13 protein-coding genes are annotated in these 15,558 nt (G+C 69.6%); 3 read left to right on the forward strand and 10 right to left on the reverse strand.

Features of this window, described 5'->3' with window-relative positions; genetic code table 11:
* Positions 1 to 674: 674 nt before the first annotated feature.
* Both FVE25_RS15945 and FVE25_RS15950 read right to left on the reverse strand, forming a co-directional pair.
* Positions 675 to 1,835 carry an alpha-amylase family protein gene (locus tag FVE25_RS15945; protein WP_157247732.1) on the reverse strand — a complete coding sequence of 387 codons (1,161 nt, stop codon included), beginning with the start codon at positions 1,833 to 1,835 and terminating at the stop codon, positions 675 to 677.
* Positions 1,836 to 2,028: 193 nt separating this feature from the next.
* On the reverse strand, positions 2,029 to 3,315 hold the full coding sequence (locus FVE25_RS15950) for a glucarate dehydratase family protein (protein ID WP_246267085.1): 1,287 nt from the start codon (positions 3,313 to 3,315) through the stop codon (positions 2,029 to 2,031).
* Positions 3,316 to 3,427: 112 nt separating this feature from the next.
* On the opposite strand from FVE25_RS15950, the gene FVE25_RS15955 reads away from it, so the two are divergent.
* The gene (locus FVE25_RS15955; protein WP_157247733.1) at positions 3,428 to 4,894 is read left to right on the forward strand and encodes an aldehyde dehydrogenase (NADP(+)); all 1,467 of its coding nucleotides are present in this window, start codon (positions 3,428 to 3,430) and stop codon (positions 4,892 to 4,894) included.
* Positions 4,895 to 4,993: 99 nt separating this feature from the next.
* On the opposite strand, the gene FVE25_RS15960 is transcribed toward FVE25_RS15955, so the two are convergent.
* Positions 4,994 to 6,364 carry a pyridoxal phosphate-dependent decarboxylase family protein gene (locus FVE25_RS15960; protein ID WP_157247734.1) on the reverse strand — a complete coding sequence of 457 codons (1,371 nt, stop codon included), beginning with the start codon at positions 6,362 to 6,364 and terminating at the stop codon, positions 4,994 to 4,996.
* 148 nt (positions 6,365 to 6,512) lie between these two features.
* Between FVE25_RS15960 and FVE25_RS15965 the strand changes: the two genes are divergently transcribed.
* A complete protein-coding gene (locus tag FVE25_RS15965; RefSeq protein ID WP_157247735.1) occupies positions 6,513 to 7,331 on the forward strand; it encodes a dioxygenase family protein in 819 nt (272 codons plus the stop codon).
* 512 nt (positions 7,332 to 7,843) lie between these two features.
* On the opposite strand, the gene FVE25_RS15970 is transcribed toward FVE25_RS15965, so the two are convergent.
* The 5 genes from FVE25_RS15970 to FVE25_RS15990 are packed head-to-tail and all read right to left on the reverse strand — an operon-like array spanning position 7,844 to position 12,651.
* The gene (locus tag FVE25_RS15970) at positions 7,844 to 8,743 is read right to left on the reverse strand and encodes a 5-dehydro-4-deoxyglucarate dehydratase (protein WP_157247736.1); all 900 of its coding nucleotides are present in this window, start codon (positions 8,741 to 8,743) and stop codon (positions 7,844 to 7,846) included.
* A gap of 12 nt (positions 8,744 to 8,755) precedes the next feature.
* On the reverse strand, positions 8,756 to 9,517 hold the full coding sequence (locus tag FVE25_RS15975; RefSeq protein WP_157247737.1) for an IclR family transcriptional regulator: 762 nt from the start codon (positions 9,515 to 9,517) through the stop codon (positions 8,756 to 8,758).
* Positions 9,518 to 9,557: 40 nt separating this feature from the next.
* Entirely contained in the window at positions 9,558 to 10,415 is an 858-nt protein-coding gene (locus FVE25_RS15980) for a carbohydrate ABC transporter permease (protein ID WP_157247738.1), read from the reverse strand.
* Complete coding sequence (locus FVE25_RS15985; protein WP_157247739.1) at positions 10,412 to 11,341, reverse strand: carbohydrate ABC transporter permease; 930 nt, start codon at positions 11,339 to 11,341, stop codon at positions 10,412 to 10,414. Before FVE25_RS15985 ends, FVE25_RS15980 begins: the two co-directional genes overlap by 4 nt.
* Positions 11,338 to 12,651 (reverse strand): ABC transporter substrate-binding protein, encoded by a 1,314-nt coding sequence (locus tag FVE25_RS15990; protein WP_157247740.1) that lies wholly within the window; start codon positions 12,649 to 12,651, stop codon positions 11,338 to 11,340. Before FVE25_RS15990 ends, FVE25_RS15985 begins: the two co-directional genes overlap by 4 nt.
* Positions 12,652 to 12,786: 135 nt before the next feature.
* Between FVE25_RS15990 and FVE25_RS15995 the strand changes: the two genes are divergently transcribed.
* Entirely contained in the window at positions 12,787 to 13,584 is a 798-nt protein-coding gene (locus tag FVE25_RS15995; RefSeq protein ID WP_157247741.1) for an NAD-dependent epimerase/dehydratase family protein, read from the forward strand.
* Between the two features lie 50 nt (positions 13,585 to 13,634).
* Here the strand turns inward: FVE25_RS15995 and FVE25_RS16000 are convergent, their stop codons facing one another.
* Positions 13,635 to 14,684 carry a mandelate racemase/muconate lactonizing enzyme family protein gene (locus tag FVE25_RS16000; RefSeq protein WP_157247742.1) on the reverse strand — a complete coding sequence of 350 codons (1,050 nt, stop codon included), beginning with the start codon at positions 14,682 to 14,684 and terminating at the stop codon, positions 13,635 to 13,637.
* Positions 14,681 to 15,556: an NAD-dependent epimerase/dehydratase family protein gene (locus FVE25_RS16005; protein WP_157247743.1), complete on the reverse strand. Its 876-nt coding sequence runs from the start codon at positions 15,554 to 15,556 to the stop codon at positions 14,681 to 14,683. The genes FVE25_RS16000 and FVE25_RS16005 overlap by 4 nt, the downstream gene beginning before the upstream one ends.
* Positions 15,557 to 15,558 lie beyond the last annotated feature (2 nt).

Here is a 15,558-nt window from a genome sequence, read left to right on the forward strand (position 1 = left end):
GCTTGCGGCTGCTGCCCCCCCCGAACGGGGGGGCTGCCGCCTGTGTGGTTCCGCGACGCTGGTGGCAGCCGCGCAGTCGATGCTCGATCGGATCGAAAGACCTGGCGCGGTGTGAGGGTCCTGGCGTGTCGGTGGCCGGGCTCTCGCCATGTGGCGGCTTTTCTACCTGCAACCTCGCAGGCTGAGTTTCCGTCGTGGCGGACGTTCGTGGGAGGACTTGAGCGTGAACAGCAAGCTAGCGGGTGACAGGCCGACTGTGTGGGCCGGTTCCCGCTTGGACCCAGCGGGTCGAGCCGGCGGGCACCTCCTCCAGGTGTCCGCCACAGCGCACCACCCCTCCTGCACCTGCGCGTCTGAGATCGAACCCGGCACCCCGGGGCAGCGGCTCGTCGGTCAGGCCGTCCAACCGCTGGCGCGCGAACCGCCCACGTGGTCACGGTGGTGGTCCGGCTGACGCTCGGCTGGGCCGCGAACGTGGAGCTGCTCCTGTCCTGGGGGCTCCGTCGTGGTTGGGCAGGTCGAAGTGCCGGGAAAGGGCCGGCTGGGCGCAGCCGCTGCGGGCTCGGTTGTGATGGTCGCCTCAACGGTTCGGCCGTGTCGTCGGCTGGGTTCGTGGTCGCGGGGCTGGGGAGGGGGATGTGATGGGTGTTGGCTCATACCGGTCCGGGCAAAGGTCAGCGCTGGGGCGGGGCCTGGCTGGTGAGGGCTGTGCGGAGGGCGGTCAGGCGGGCGGGGGAGGCCAGGCCGGCGTGGTACAGGTGGAACTCCGTGGCACCCGCCTTCGCGTAGGTGGCCATCTGGTCGGCCAGGACCTGAGCGTCGGCCGGGCGGGGTGGCAGGGTGAGGACGTAGGCGCCTATGCGCTGGGTGTGGCTGGGGCGGTTGGGAGCCCCGGGCCTCGAGGCGGCCATGGTGGCCAGGGTGGTGAGGCGGTCCGCATCGGTGCGAGGTGTGCCCCAGCAGTTGCCGACCAGCACGTCCGCGCCGGGTTCGCCGTAGGGCAGGGCGGCGAAGGCGCCGGCGGCCCAGGGGTCGGGGTTGGCGTGGAGGGTGATCGGGATTTTGGGGGAGACCGTGCGGGAGACGGTGATCAGGCGTTGGCGGAGAGTTGCCGAGAGTGACAGGCGCACATCCTTGATCACCTGGGTACGGGCGCCCAGGGCCTCCTCCATCGAGGCGACCGGGGATGCGGTGTCGATGAGGTGACGGATGTGCTCCCGGGTGCCATCCGGGTAGCGGTTGGCGCATGCCGTACAGAAGCAGAGGGACAGAAGGTCTGACAGCGGGCCGTTCCAGTCGGCGCCGGCGGTCTTTTCGTGCATGTTCTGGTGGCCGTAGCCCAGGGGGCCGCAGGCTTCGAGGATCAGGCCGTCGGGGCGGGCGACGGTGAGGATTTCGCGGACCAGGCGTTCGCAGTAGTCCAGGACCTCGGGGTGGGCGGGGCAAAGGGCGTGGGTGTAGGGGTCGGCGAAGGCGTTGCGGACCGTTACCTCGGGGTGGGATGTGCCCAGGTAGGAGTTGTGGGTCAGGACCGTCCAGGCCAGGACCTTGAGGCCGGTGGCGCGCAGGGCGTCCTGGGCCCGGAGGTACGCGTCGGGTGGTGTCCAGGTGGGAGAGGCGGGTTTCAGGGTGCCCCATGCCTCTGGGCGGATCGGGAGGTAGAGGGCCGAATGGGGCACCTCAAGGACGCGGTGGTCTGGGTGGTACGGCGTGGCGGCACGGGTGGAGTGGTACGCGGCGGCCAGGGCCACGGCGTCGACCCCGAGGGCCGCGATGCGGTCGGGGGCCGCCGGGTCGCCGACGATGTCCCAGGGGTAGAGGTAGGCGATGTTCACCGGGTGGCTCTCTTGGCTGGGGTGGTTGCGGCTAGGGGGCAGGTGTTCCGGCTGGCTGGGGTGGTTGCGGCTAAGGCGCGGGCGTTCCGGCTGGCTGGGGTGGTTGCGGCTACCGGGCGGGCGTTCCGGGACGAGCGATGAAGAGTTCGGGGCGGAGTCTCCCGGGATTCAGGCGGGAAAACGGGGCTGGAGGTCACCAGGCGGCTCGCTTGACGGTGAAGCCGGGTTCGAAGCGGCGTATGTAGCCGGTGTCGTCGCGGGAGGTGATGCCGCAGCGCAGGTACTGCTCGTGCATGACGGCCAACGCGTCACGGTCGAGTTCCACGCCCAGCCCGGCGCCGCTGGGGACGGGGACGGCGCCGTCGACGAAGCGCAGGGCGCCGGGGCTGACGACGTCCTGGCCGTCCTGCCATGGGGTGTGGGTGTCGCAGGCGTAGGTGAGGTTGGGCGTGGCGGCGGCCAGGTGGGTCATGGCGGCGAGGCTGATGCCGAGGTGCGAGTTGGAGTGCATGGACAGGTCCAGGCCGAACGTGCCGCACAGGGCGGCCACCTGGGCGGAGCGGGCCAGTCCGCCCCAGTAGTGGTGGTCCAGCAGCAGGACCTGGATGGCGTTGGAGGCGATGGCCGGCGGGAGGTGTTCAGGGGTGACGACGCACATGTTGGTGGCGAGCTTTGTGGTGATATTTCGGGACTTGAGGCTCTGGGCTGTCTCCGCCATGCCGGGAATTTCGGGGCATGGGTCTTCCAGGTATTGCAGGACGTCGCCGAGTTCCTCCGCCACCCGCACGGAGGTTTCCGGGCTCCAGGCCGTGTTCGGGTCCAGCCGGAGCGGGACGCCGGGGAACGCCTCGTGCAGTGCGCGGATCGCGGCTATCTCGTGTTCCGGGGGGAAGACGCCGCCTTTGAGTTTGATGGAGCGGAAGCCGTACTCCTTGATGAGCAGGGCCGCCTGCTCCACCAGGCCCGCGGGGTCGAGCGCGGCGCCGAAGCGGTCGGGCTCGCCGCCCGGGTGGGCGGCCCACTTGTAGAAGAGATAGGCGCTGTACGGCACGGCGTCCCGGACGCGGCCCCCCAGCAGGTCGCAGACGGGGACGTCGGCCGCTTTGCCGCGGATGTCGAGGAAGGCGACTTCGAAGGGGGAGTAGACGCGGTCGATGCTCTTCTCTTTGGTGGACATGCCGGTCAGACCATGGAGGTCGCTGACGACGTCGCCGACGAGTGACCTGATCCGGGAGTAGATCCGGTTGGTGTGGTGCACGTCCATGCCGACGAGGGCTTGCGCGCACTCGCGGACCTTCTCGAGGTGCCCCAGGTCGCCGTAGGTTTCGCCGAGGCCGGTCAGGCCGTCCTCGGTGACCACCTCGACGATGGTGCGTAGTGCCCACGGTTCGTGGACGCCGGCGGCGTTCAGCAGCGGCGGGTCTCGGAAGGCGACAGGCGTGACACGGATCTCCCGGATGATCATATAACCGCCGTCCATATATGTGAACAAGAGCCAGATTTGTGGACAGGTGCCGCAACTGTAAGAATCGCCTCGAGGGAGTGTCAAGCGATAGATTGTGAAGTGTGATATTGCACTGGGAGGTCGCTCGATGATCTATGGACATGACCCGAGAACCGGCGCGGCCGTGGGCGAGGCGCTGCCCGAGACGGACGCGGCCGGCGTCGACGCGGCCGTGAAGGCGGCGGGCGCGGCTGCCCCCGGGTGGCGCGCCACCCCCGCGCGCGAGCGGGCGCAGGTGCTCGAAGCGGTGGCCGACGCCCTGGCTGCGCACGTGGACGAGCTCTGGCGGATCGCCGACCGCGAGACCGCGCTGGGTGAGGTGCGCCTGCGCGGCGAGGTCGCGCGTACGGCGGGGCAGTTCCGGCTGTTCGCCCAGGTCATCCGGGACGGCGGGCATATGGAGGCGATCATCGACCATGCGGAGCCGTCGCTGACTCCGCCCCGGCCCGACGTGCGGCGGATGAAACACCCGTTGCCCGGCGTCGTGGCGGTCTTCGCGGCGAGCAACTTCCCCTTCGCGTTCTCCGTGGCCGGTGGTGACACCGCCTCGGCGCTCGCGGCGGGTTGCCCGGTCGTCGTCAAGGCGCATCCCGGGCATCCGGCTACGTCGGAGCGGGTGGCCGAGGTGGTGCGCGGCGCGCTGCCGTCCGCCGGCCTGCTGGGGCTGGTGCACGGGCTGGAGGCCGGCGCGGAGCTGGTGCGGCACGCGGAGGTCGTGGCGGCCGGGTTCACCGGATCGGTCGCCGGAGGCCGGGCCATCCAGGCGCTGATCGACGGACGGGAGACGCCCATCCCGTTCTTCGGTGAGCTGGGCAGCGTCAACCCGGTCGTGGTGCTGCCGTCGGCGGACGCCGGGGCGGTGGCCGGAGGGTTCGCGGCCTCGCTGACGCTGGGGGTGGGGCAGTTCTGTACGAATCCGGGGCTGCTGTTCGTGCCGGACGAGCCCGGGCTGCTGGATCAGCTGGCGGTGGCGGTCAGGGAGACGACCGGTGGGCCGATGCTGGGCGAGCGGATCCGGGACGGGTATCTGAGCGGGGTGGAGCGGCTCGCCGAGCTGCCCCTGCTGGCCGAGGGGAAGGCGGGGGAGGGGGCCTGGGCGGTGACGCCCAAGGTCTTCGTCACCGATATCGGAAGATTCGCCGACAAGTTGCCCAGGATCGCCGAGGAGTGTTTCGGGCCTGCCTCCATTGTCGTGACCTATCGGGACATGCCGGGGCTGCTGGCCGTACTCGACCAGCTCGAAGGGTCACTCACCGCGACCGTGCACGCTACCGCGCCCGAGGAAGCCGTACCGGTCGCCGACGTGCTGCGGCGCAAGGCCGGGCGGCTCATCTGGAACGGGTGGCCCACCGGGGTCGCCGTCTGCTGGGCCATGCACCACTCCGGGCCCTGGCCGGCGTCGACCAACCCCGCCCACACCTCCGTCGGGGCGACCGCGATCGACCGCTGGCTGGCTCCGACCGCCTATCAGGACTGGCCGGAGGAACTGCTGCCGCTGGAGTTGCGGGATGAGAATCCGCTGGGGGTTCCGCAGCGGATCGACGGGCATCTGTAGGGGCGAGATCTCGGGTGGTGGCGATCCGCCGGGGCGCCGGCGGGTCGCGATCGCGGGCTGGGCAGAACGCGGGTCTGAGAGATGAGCGGGGTTTGGTGGTTAGGCGTGGCCGATGATGCGGAGGGCTTCTTCCACCCGGTCGCGATGAGTGCGGTGGCTGACGATGGACAGGCGCAGGAAGAACCGTCCGTTGATCAGCGTGCTGGAGATGAATACGCGGCCGCTGGCATTCACCCGGCGCAGGAGGTTCTGGTTGGCCGAGTCGGTTGACGGCAGGCGGAAGGCCACTGTGCTCAGGGGTGGTTCCCAGGGGGCTTCGAAGCCTGCGGTGACCAGTTCGGTGTAGGCGAATCTGGCCAGATCCAGCTTTTCGTCCAGCGCGTTGCGGAAGGCGGACAGGCCGTGGAGTTTGATGGGCAGCCAGAGTCCCAGGCCCCGGCAGCGGCGGGTGAGTTCGGGGGAGTATTCGGTGAAATTGGGGATGTCTTCTTCGGCGTCGAGATCCTGGAGGTAGTCGGCGCCCACGTGGTGGGCGGCACGGAGCCGGGTGCCGTCGCGGACGAGCAGGGCGCCGGTGCCGTACGGCAGGAACATGGCCTTGTGCGGATCCAGCGTGATCGAGTCTGCGGTCTCGATGCCGTGGAAGGCGGCTCGGCCGCGTTCGGTGAGCTGGAACGGTCCGCCGTAGGCCGCATCCACGTGGAACCAGAGGGCGTGGCGGCGGGCCACCTGTCCTACCTCGTGCAGGGGGTCGATGGCGCCGGTGTTGGTGGTTCCGGCGGTGCCGATCACGAGGAAGGGCTGTCTGCCTGCCCGGCGGTCTTCTTCGATCATGGCCTCGAGCGCGGCGGGGTTCATGGCGAGGGTGTCGAGGGTGGGTACGGGGCGGGTGTTCGCCGGGGGGAATCCGGCGAGCTTTGCGGCCTTGGCGCATGAGGCGTGGGTTTGGGCGGTTACGTAGATGGTGCCGGAGAGGAAGTTTTCGGGGAGCAGGGCGGCTCGGGCGGTGGCGATGGCGGAGAAGTTGGCCAGGGAGCCGCCCGAGGTCAGGATGCCGCGGGCCGTCGCCGGATAGTCGAACAGGTCGCAGAGCCATCGGATCGCGGTGGCCTCCAACTGGGCGAACGCGGGTGCGATGCTCCAGACGGTGACGTATTTATTGGCGGCGGCGGCCAGGAAGGTCGCCAGGACGGAGGCGTATAAGCCGCCGCCCGGGATGTAGGCCAGGTAGCCGGGACCGGCGGTGGTCACGCCGGAGGCGGCGCCTCTGGCGACCGTGTCCAGGAGCTCAGGGAAGGGCCGGCCGTGTTCGGGGGCGGGTTCGCGCAGGTCGGCGGCTAGCTGGTGGGCGTCGTCGAGGACGCTGGCGGGCAGGTCGGCGAGCTTGCCGACGTAGGCTTCCGCGAACTCCAGCGCGGCCAGGCCCATGGCGTGCGCGTCCTCGGGGGTGGGTTCGAGCGGGTACGGCATGCGGGCGCTCCTTTTCCGGCAGGTTTTGCCATATGGCAGTGTTGTTCAGATTTGAACATTGACATAAGCGAACGTTATAGAGATCTGAAGGGTTATCCGCGTATGTCCGTGATGCGACCTTGGGGCTAACTCTGACAAGGAGAACCCCATGGAAGAAGAGGGAACCACTCCCGCAATCTCCCGCAAGACCCTTCTCAAAGCAGCATTCATCGCCGCACCGGTGCCGCTGCTTGCGACGGGGGCGCCTGCCCTGGCCCGCACCGTATGGGCTGAGGGCGGACCGCTCGAGCCGACGCCTTTCTGCGAGGACGGCGATGACCCGACGATCCCGCAGACAGAAGGTCCCTACTTCAAACCCAACTCGCCACGGCGCAGCACCTTGCCGGGCTCCGGCACCCCGCTCGTCGTCAGCGGTTTCGTTTTCGGCCTCGCCTGCCAGCCGCTCGCCAACGTCCTGCTCGACTTCTGGCAGTGCGACACCAACGGCAACTACGACAACCGCGGCTTCAACTTCCGCGGCCACCAGTTCACCGACGCCCAGGGCCGCTACCAGCTCACCACGATCGTTCCCGGCCTCTACCCCGGCCGCACCCGGCACATCCACGTCAAGGCGCAGGCGCCCAACCGGCCCGTGCTGACCACTCAGCTGTACTTCCCCGGCGAACCGCGCAACAACACCGACACGATCTTCGACCCGCGGCTGCTGATGACCATACGGACGGTCAACGGGCGGCGTGAGGGCACCTTCGACTTCGTCCTCAACGTGGCGGGCCAGCCCACCCCCACCGGCTCGCCGACCCCCACGCCCACGACGACCCCGCCGGGCGGGTCATGGGCCCCCGGTACGGCCTATACCGCCGGGGCGACCGTGACCTACGGCGGCGCCACTTACCGGTGCCTCCAGCCGCACACCTCCCAGGCCGGCTGGGAACCGCCCAACGTGCCCGCCCTCTGGCAACGCGTGTAAGCCCGCCCGCCGCCGGGCGGTCGTTCCCGGCGGCGGGGCCGTAGCCGACACCATGGGGGGAATCACCGGGGCGGGAGCCCGAGCGAGCGCCTGCCCCGGGGATTTCAGCACCACTCCGGGAGCCCAAGAGGGTTATGACCCCGGAGCCCAAGAGAGGCACCACCCAGGAGCCTGAGGAGCATCGCCCTCGGGCTTTGTGCGCATCCTGGGCGAGGATGTCGGGATCGCTCCCGGTTGAGGGATCGCCTCGCGCTCTGGCATCGCCTCGCGCTCTGGCATCGCCTCGCGCTCTGGCATCGCCTCGCGCTCTGGCATCGCCTCGCGCTCTGGCATCGCCTCGCGCTCTGGCATCGCCTCGCGCTCTGGCATCGCCTCGCGCTCTGGCGTCGGCCCGCGCTCCGCCGTCGGCCCGCGCGTCGATCCCCGCACGTCCCAGTGGGTTGTCGCGCCGTCTCGGCGAAAAACTGCGCGCCTCGGGCCGAGCTGTCAGCACGGCCCCGGCAGATCGGGCATCAGGCCCCCGCGAGCTCACGCCCCGCCGCGATGATCCGCTCCAGTTCGGCCACGTGCTCCGGGCTTGGATCCACCAGCGGCAACCGGACCCCGCCCACGTCCAGGCCGCTCAGCCGTACGCCTGCCTTGACGAGGGAGACGGCGTAGCCGGGCTGGGTGTCGCGCAGCCGTACCAGGGGAAGGTAGAAGCGGGTCAGCAGAGCCCGGGTGAGGTCGTCGTCTCCGCTGGTCACGGCCTTGTAGAAGGCGAGCGCGACCTCGGGGGCGAAGGCGAAGACGGCGCTGGAGTACAGGGTGACGCCGAGGCCCCGGTAGGCGGGCACGGTCAGTTCGGCGGTCGGGAGGCCGTTGAAGAAGGTGAACTCGCGGTCGACCGCCTGCCGTACGGTCAGGATGATGCGCTGGAGCAGGTCGATGTCGCCCAGTCCGTCTTTGAAGCCGATGACGTTGGGGAGGGCGGCGAGTTCGGCGACAGCCTCGGGGGTGAAGCGGGCGGTGCCGCGCTGGTAGACGATGACGGGGAGGTCCGTCTCCGCGGCCACGTCCTGGACGTAGCGGATGAGGCCCTGGGTGGGGGAGGAGACGAGGTAGGGCGGGAACAGCAGGAGTCCGTCGGCGCCGCTTTCCGCCGCGGCCCGGGCGAAGGCGCGGGCGGAGACGCCGCCCGCTCCGGAGAAGACGGGCACTCCGCCCGCCGTCGCCGTGACGCTCGTCTTGACGACCCGCGTGTAGTCGGCCAGGTCGAGGGCGTTGAACTCGCCGGTGCCGCACGCGGTGAACACTCCTCCCGCTCCGGCCGAGACCCCTCGTGCGACGTGTTCGGCCAGGACCGCCTCGGCCACGTCGCCGTCGGGCCCGAACGGGGTCACCGGGAAGAAGAGAACACCATCAAGACGCATGAACGGTCCTTTCTAGCGGATGCCCTCCCTGCGCAGGGTGGCAGTCAGTTTGCGGGTGTGGCGGGTCATGGCGTCGATGACCTTGTCGACCAGGGAGTCGTCCAGGTTGGCGGGCATCGAGCAGCTGATGGCATCGGTCGCGGGGATGCGGTAATCGACCACGACCGCGACGCACTGCACACCGGGGGTGCCCTGCTCGCATTCGAGCGCCCATCCACGTGTGCGAACGTCCTCCAGCTCCCTGGCCAGCCGCGCGTGATCGGTGATCGTGTCCGGGGTGAAGCGGACGAGTTCGTCGGGGAGCACGGACATGACCTCGTCGAAGGTCAGCTGGGCGAGCATCGCCTGGCCGAGCGCGGTGACGTGGGCGGGCAGGCGGCGGCCTACGCGCGGGATCACGCGGTGGGCGCTGCGGCCCTCGCGGGTGGCCAGATAGAGCACGTGCGCGCCGTCGCGCCGGGCGAAGTGCACCGTGTGGCCGATCTCGTCGCGCAGGTCGTCGAGCGTCTCCAGCGCGTACGGCAGCGCCAGGTCCTTGTCCAGGTAGGCGGTGCCGGTCAGCAGGGCGTGGGGGCCGATGCCGAAGGCGGCCTTGGCGCTGTCGGTCTCGACCCAGTTGAGCTCGACCAGGGTGCGCATCAGGGCGTGCAGGCTGCTGCGCGGGAAGCCGGTCTGCCGTTGCAGGTCCGACAGGGAGAGGCGATCCGGGGACGCGGCCAGTGTCTCCAGGATGCGCACTGTTCGCTCTGCTGACTTGACCATCGAGGACTCCATGCGGTCCAGGATATTGGATGGCGTTCATATACATGGACAGTTAACCCTTGATGGCACCGCTGGTAAGGCCGCGCATGAACTGCCGCTGGAACGCCAGGAACGCGATGATCGACGGCAGCAGCGCCAGCAGGGACGCCGCCAGCAACACGCCGATGCCGACCTCCTCGTCGGAGCGCAGCGAACGCAGCGCGATGGGCAGCGTCCACTGGTCGGAATCGGTGGCCACGATGAGCGGCAGCACGTACTGGTCCCAGATCATGGTGAAGCCGAACACCCCGATCACGCCGATCGCGGGCCGGCACAGCGGCAGGATGATCGTGAAGAACGTGCGCATCTCCCCGGCGCCGTCGATCCTGGCCGCCTCCTCCAGCTCGATCGGCACCTCCTTCATGAACTCGGTCATCACCAGGATCGAGAACCCCCAGGCGCCGATCGGCAGGATCATCCCGGCGTAGGTGCCGATGAGCCGGGTGCCGAAGACCGGCAGCTCGCCCAGCACCGCCGACAGCGGCAGCACGATGACCTCCTCCGGGATCATCATCGTGACCAGCATGAGCAGCAGCACGATCGTCATCCCGCGGAACCTCTTGCGGGCCAGCGCGTAGGCGGCGAAGACGCTGACCACCATCTGCAGCAGGAGCCCCAGGCCCACGACCACGAACGAGTTCAGCAGGTACAGGAAGACCTTGCGGTTGCCGGCCTGGATGAAGTTGTCCAGGGAGAAGGTGTCGGGCAGGGAGAACCGGGTCGGGTCCGGCACCGCGCCGAACGCGTTGATCAGCAGGCCGACCAGCGGGCCCAGGAAGACGATGACGATGGCCGCGTACAGGAGCGTCTTGAGGGTGATGGCCAGGGGGCCACGTTTGCTCTCCAGCCCCAGCGTGGAGTCGAACCTCATCGCGCCGCCTGCCTTCTCCGGAGTACCTGGACGATCACGGTGAGCAGAAGCGTCGCCAGGAACAGCAGGACCGAGGCGGCAGAAGCCAGCCCGAACCGGTTGTTCTGCAGCCCTTCCTTGTAGATCAGCGTCATGAGCACCTCGGACGACCCGTTCGGCCCGCCGTTCGTGAGCACGTAGACCTCGACGAACACGCGCAGCCCGCGGATGGCCGCCAGCGTGAACAGGATCCAGAAGACCGGCCGCAGCGCCGGCAGGGTCACGCGCCAGAACCGCTGCCAGACGGTCGCGCCGTCCACGGCCGCCGCCTCGTAGAGGGTGCGGTCCACGCCGACCAGCCCGGCGACGAAGATCATCATGTCGTACGGCGCGCCGCGCCAGATCATCATGCCCATGATCGACCACAGCGAGCTGTCCTCGCTGGACAGGAACGACATGGGCCCGATGCCGACCCAGCCGGCGACGGTGTTGAGCAGGCCGTCGGGGCCGGGGTGGTACATGATCCGCCACACCTCGGCCACCGCCGCGATCGTGGTCACGACCGGGAGGAACGCCGCGGTGCGGACAAACCACAGATAGCGGGCGGGCCCCTCGACCAGCAGCGCCAGCATCAGCCCGAGCACGATCGAGCCGACCGTGGTGCCGAGGGCCAGGACGGCGCTGTGCCACATGGCCGAGGTGAACGCGCTGTCGGTGAGGGCGGTCTGGTAGTTCTCCACGCCCACCCACCGGTTGCCCAGGAAGGGGCGGACCTCGAAGAAGCTGTCCCGCATCATCACGAAGATCGGGATGAACTTGAAGTACAGGAACAGCAGCAGTGCCGGTGCCAGGAACAACCAGGGGACCAGCGCGCCGCGCCGCCGTACCCGCTTGTGGCGGCGGCGCGGCTCGGTCCCCGTGCGCGGGGGCGACAGGGTGGTGGTCATGACGCTTTCTGGGTCGTCAGTTCCGCGGTGAAGGTGGTGTTGAGGCCGTCCAGCGTGGTTTTGACGTCCTTGGCGCAGTCGGCCCACGCGGCGTTGATCGCGTCGGCGGCCTTCTGGCGGAACGGGGTCCAGTCCGGCACCGGCGGCGTGTAGACGGCGGTCGGGTAGGCGTCGGCGAAGACCTTCCAGCGCGGGTCCTTGCGCTCGGCGCCGAGGTCCACGTCCTTGTTGATGGGCAGGCGGACGATCGGGCCCTCGTTGTCGCCGTTCATGCCGATTTTCTGGCCGGCGGCGGAGATGGCGTACTCGGCGAACTTCTGCTGGTCGGGCTCCTTCTTGGAGCCGGCCATCAGGTAGACGTTCTCGCCCTCGCCGAGGGTGCCGGGGCCGCCCGACGGGCCCTTCGGCACCTGGACGACCTCGATCTTGTCATCGCCCACGCTCTTGACGAACCGGGCCAGGACGTAGGGGCCGACCAGGTAGATGCCGCCCTGGCCCTTCTCGAAGACGGTGTGGGTGACGGTCGTGTCGTTGCTGACCGCGCCGGGGTTGACGGTCTTGGCGGTGCAGAACTGCTCCTGCATCCACTTGACCGCCTCGACGGTCTTGGGGTCGGTGACCGCGGAGGAGAACTTGCCGCCGCCGTTGGCCTTGATGAAGTCGCCGCCGTTGGCGTAGACGAGCGAGGAGACGTACCAGGAGGCGTAGCCGCGCTTGGTGCCGGCCGGGGCGACGAAGCCGTAGGTGTTGGCCGTGCCGTCGCCGTCGGGGTCCTTCTCGGTGAACGCCTTGGCCAGTTTGGCCAGCTCGTCCCAGGTCTGGGGAGGCTCCATGCCCAGCTTCTCCCGCCAGTCCTTGCGGATGATCAGGGCGAACGACTGGGCGGAGAACGGCGCCGCGTAATACTTGCCGTCGCCGGCCGTGGCGGCCTTCCACGCCAGTTCGGTGACCTTGTCCTGACCGGCGAGCTTGGCCTTGTCGACCTCGCGCAGCCAGCCCTGGTGCTGCATGTTGCCCAGGCGGGCGGTGTCGTTGATGACCACGTCCGGCAGGTCCTTGGCCTGGGCCTGCTGCTGGAGCTTGGTCTCGAAGTCGTCGAAGAGCGAGACGAGCTTGGTTTTGACGCCGGTCGCCTTCTCGAACTCCGCCACGAATTTCTGGGCCGTCTTGTGCGAGGGGGAGTTGGGCACCTGGCGGATCCAGATCTCCAGCGCGTCTCCGCCGCCGCCGGAGCCTGATGGTGATCCACAACCCACCGCTGTTACGGCCAGAGCCATGGCAACGCCGGCCCCGATCAGGTTGCGTGACATCAGACCGCCTCCTGTTCACGTATGTGGACGTCTGCTTTGAATGTGGAACGGATTCATGTGAACGTAACGACGCGCGCATGCTGTGGTCAATATTCAAGGATGTGAATTTCGATCAGAGTTGTGTACAACATCTCCATGCGCATCCTCGTCACCGGCGCCGCCGGCAAGGTAGGCACGCTCCTGCGCCCCCTCCTGGCCCGCCCGGACCGCATCGTCCGCCTGACCGACCTGACCCCGATCACCGACCTCGCCCCCGGCGAGGAGTTCGTCCCCGCCGACCTCAACGACGCCGCCGCGCTCGAGACGGCCACGAAAGGCGTGGACGCCGTCCTCCACCTGGGCGGTCAGAGCCGCGAGCACCCGTGGGCCGACATCGTCCAGGCCAACATCAACGGGACCTACGCGCTCATGGAGGCGGCGCTCAAGGAAGGGGTACGGCAGGCCGTCCTGGTCGGCAGCCACCACGCCGCCGGATTCCACACCCGCCCGATCACCGGAGAGGACCTGGCCGACTACGCCTTCCCCCGGCCCGACACGCTGTACGGGGTGAGCAAGGTCGTCATGGAGGCGCTGGGCAGCCTGTACCACGACCGGTTCGGCATGAACGTCACCGTGATCCGCCTCGGCACCTGCAACGAGCGCTCAGGCGACACCCGTGGCCTGGCCACCTGGATCTCACCCGGCGACCTGGCCCGGCTGGTGGAGTGCGCGATGGTCGCGCCCGGATACCACGTGGTGTGGGGCGTTTCCGACAATGCCCGGCGATGGTGGTCGTTGGGGGAGGCCCAGGCGATCGGGTACGTCTCGGCGGACGACTCGGAGGCCCACGCCGGGCCGCTGCTGGCCGAGCAGGGCGAGCCGGACCTCACCGACCCGCTTCACGACCGCGCCGGCGGCATGTTCACCCTCCGCCCCCTGGGCGAACCCTGGTGAGGGAGGGCTTGGGTGGGTGAGCCCTGGTGAGGGCGGCTTGGGCAGGGGGCTCAGGGCAGGGACAATCCCAGCCCGCGGACCCCGGTCGTGGTCAGCACGCCGTCCTTGATCTCGACCGGGTACGGCTCCGCCAGCACCCCCAGCGCGGCGAAGGAGGCGTCCTCCACCTCCTCAACCATGCAAGGCAGCGGCAACGCCATAGCGATCTGCCCGGAAACCTCCGGCAGCAAATGCGGAAATGTCGGCACCCCGAATGTCCGGGCCAGCTCCGCGATCCGCATCAGCGGCGTGACACCCCCCACCCGCACCACGTTCGGCTGGACCACGTCACAGGCCCCCGCCACCACCAGATCCCGGAAGTCGTGCACGGTATACGCGCTCTCACCCACCGCGACCGGCACCGAGACGGACTCCCGCAGCCGCGCCTGCCCCGAGATGTCGTCGGCGGGCAGCGGCTCCTCTACCCAGTACAACCCGAACTCGGCCAGCGCCGCGACGGCCCGCCGCGCGGAAGGAAGGTCCCAGCGCTGGTTGGCGTCGACCATCAGAAGCGCCTCCGGCCCGATCACCTCCCGCACCGCCGCCACCCGCCGCACGTCCTCGGCGAGCGAGGGCCGCCCGACCTTCACCTTCACCCCGGGGTACCCGGCCGCCTTCCACCGCCCGGCCTGCTCGACGAGTTCGGCGTCGGTGTAGTGGAGGTTCACGCCGCTGCCGTACACGGGAACCGAGGCGCGCCGCCGTCCGAGGACGTCGGCGAGGCTCGCCGTACCGCAGCGCAGGTCCCACAGCGCGAGGTCGATCCCGGCCATCGCGATCGTGGTCAGCCCGCCCCCGCCCGCCTCGCGCAGGTGCCGCCAGAGCAGATCCCAGACCACGCCGGGGTCGGGCGGGAGGCCGATGACGAAGTCGCGCACGTCGTGCTCGAGCAGGGCTCGTACGGCATGCGCGCCGATCTGGGGAGTCCAGGAGAAGCCGGTGCCGGTGCTGCCGTCGGCCAGCCGTACCTCGACCTTGAGCACGTGGTTGACCGGCACGTCCGCCCCCCACGGCCGGGGGAGCGGGACGGTGTGCGGCGTGACGGCGACGTCGGTGATCATGCGCGCAGCTCCGTGCGCCACGACCGGGCGGCCCGCCAGCCGAGCAGCCGTTCGGCCTTCTTGCAGGAGAACACCACGTCGCCCAGCGAGTCGGCCAGGCCGGAGGTCGAGGGGACCACCTTGGGCAGGACTTCGGACAGCGGCTCGCGGGTGAGGGCGTCGGCGGCGCCGGCGAAGAAGACCTCGCCGTTGGGGATGCGCGGCAGCCCGTCCAGCAGCGCCTGGACGAACGCGGCGGCGTCACGGGCGTCGATGTAGTTGAACAGCGAGACCCCGGCCAGTTCCGGCCGGTCCAGGCGCTCGGCCATCGTGTGGCCCTGCTGCGTGGGCGCCCCCTCCCACTCCTCGGGCGCCACGACGTAGCAGGGGCGGAAGACCGCCAGCCGGGTCCCGGCCGTGCGCGCGTACGACCGCACGACCTCCTCGGCGACCTGCTTGGACAGGCCGTAGGCGTTCCACGGGGCCAGGGGGTGGTCCTCGTCGATCGGCAGGTACGACGGGGTCCAGCCGGGCGTGCCGTACCCGATCACGGTGGGGCTGCTGGCGACCACGACGCGCTCGACGCCGGAGCGGACCGCGCTCTCGCAGACGTTGAAGGCGAGCTGGGTGTTGACCCGGAAGGTGACCGCGTCGCTCCTGCTGAACGGCACGGCGATCGCGGCCAGGTGGACGACGGAGTCGGGCCGGAAGCGGGTCATCACCTCGAACGCCTCGCCCAGGTCGGTCAGGTCGGCGGGCATCGTGGCGGCGGCCTGGGGCGGGGTGCCCGGCGCCCGGTCGATGCCGATCACCTCGTGGCCCGCGGCGGCCAGGGCGGTCACCACGCTGCGGCCGAGCCTGCCCGCGCTCCCCGTCACGAGCGTTCGCGTCATCG

Source organism: Nonomuraea typhae, from assembly GCF_009760925.1.
Classification (GTDB): domain Bacteria; phylum Actinomycetota; class Actinomycetes; order Streptosporangiales; family Streptosporangiaceae; genus Nonomuraea; species Nonomuraea typhae.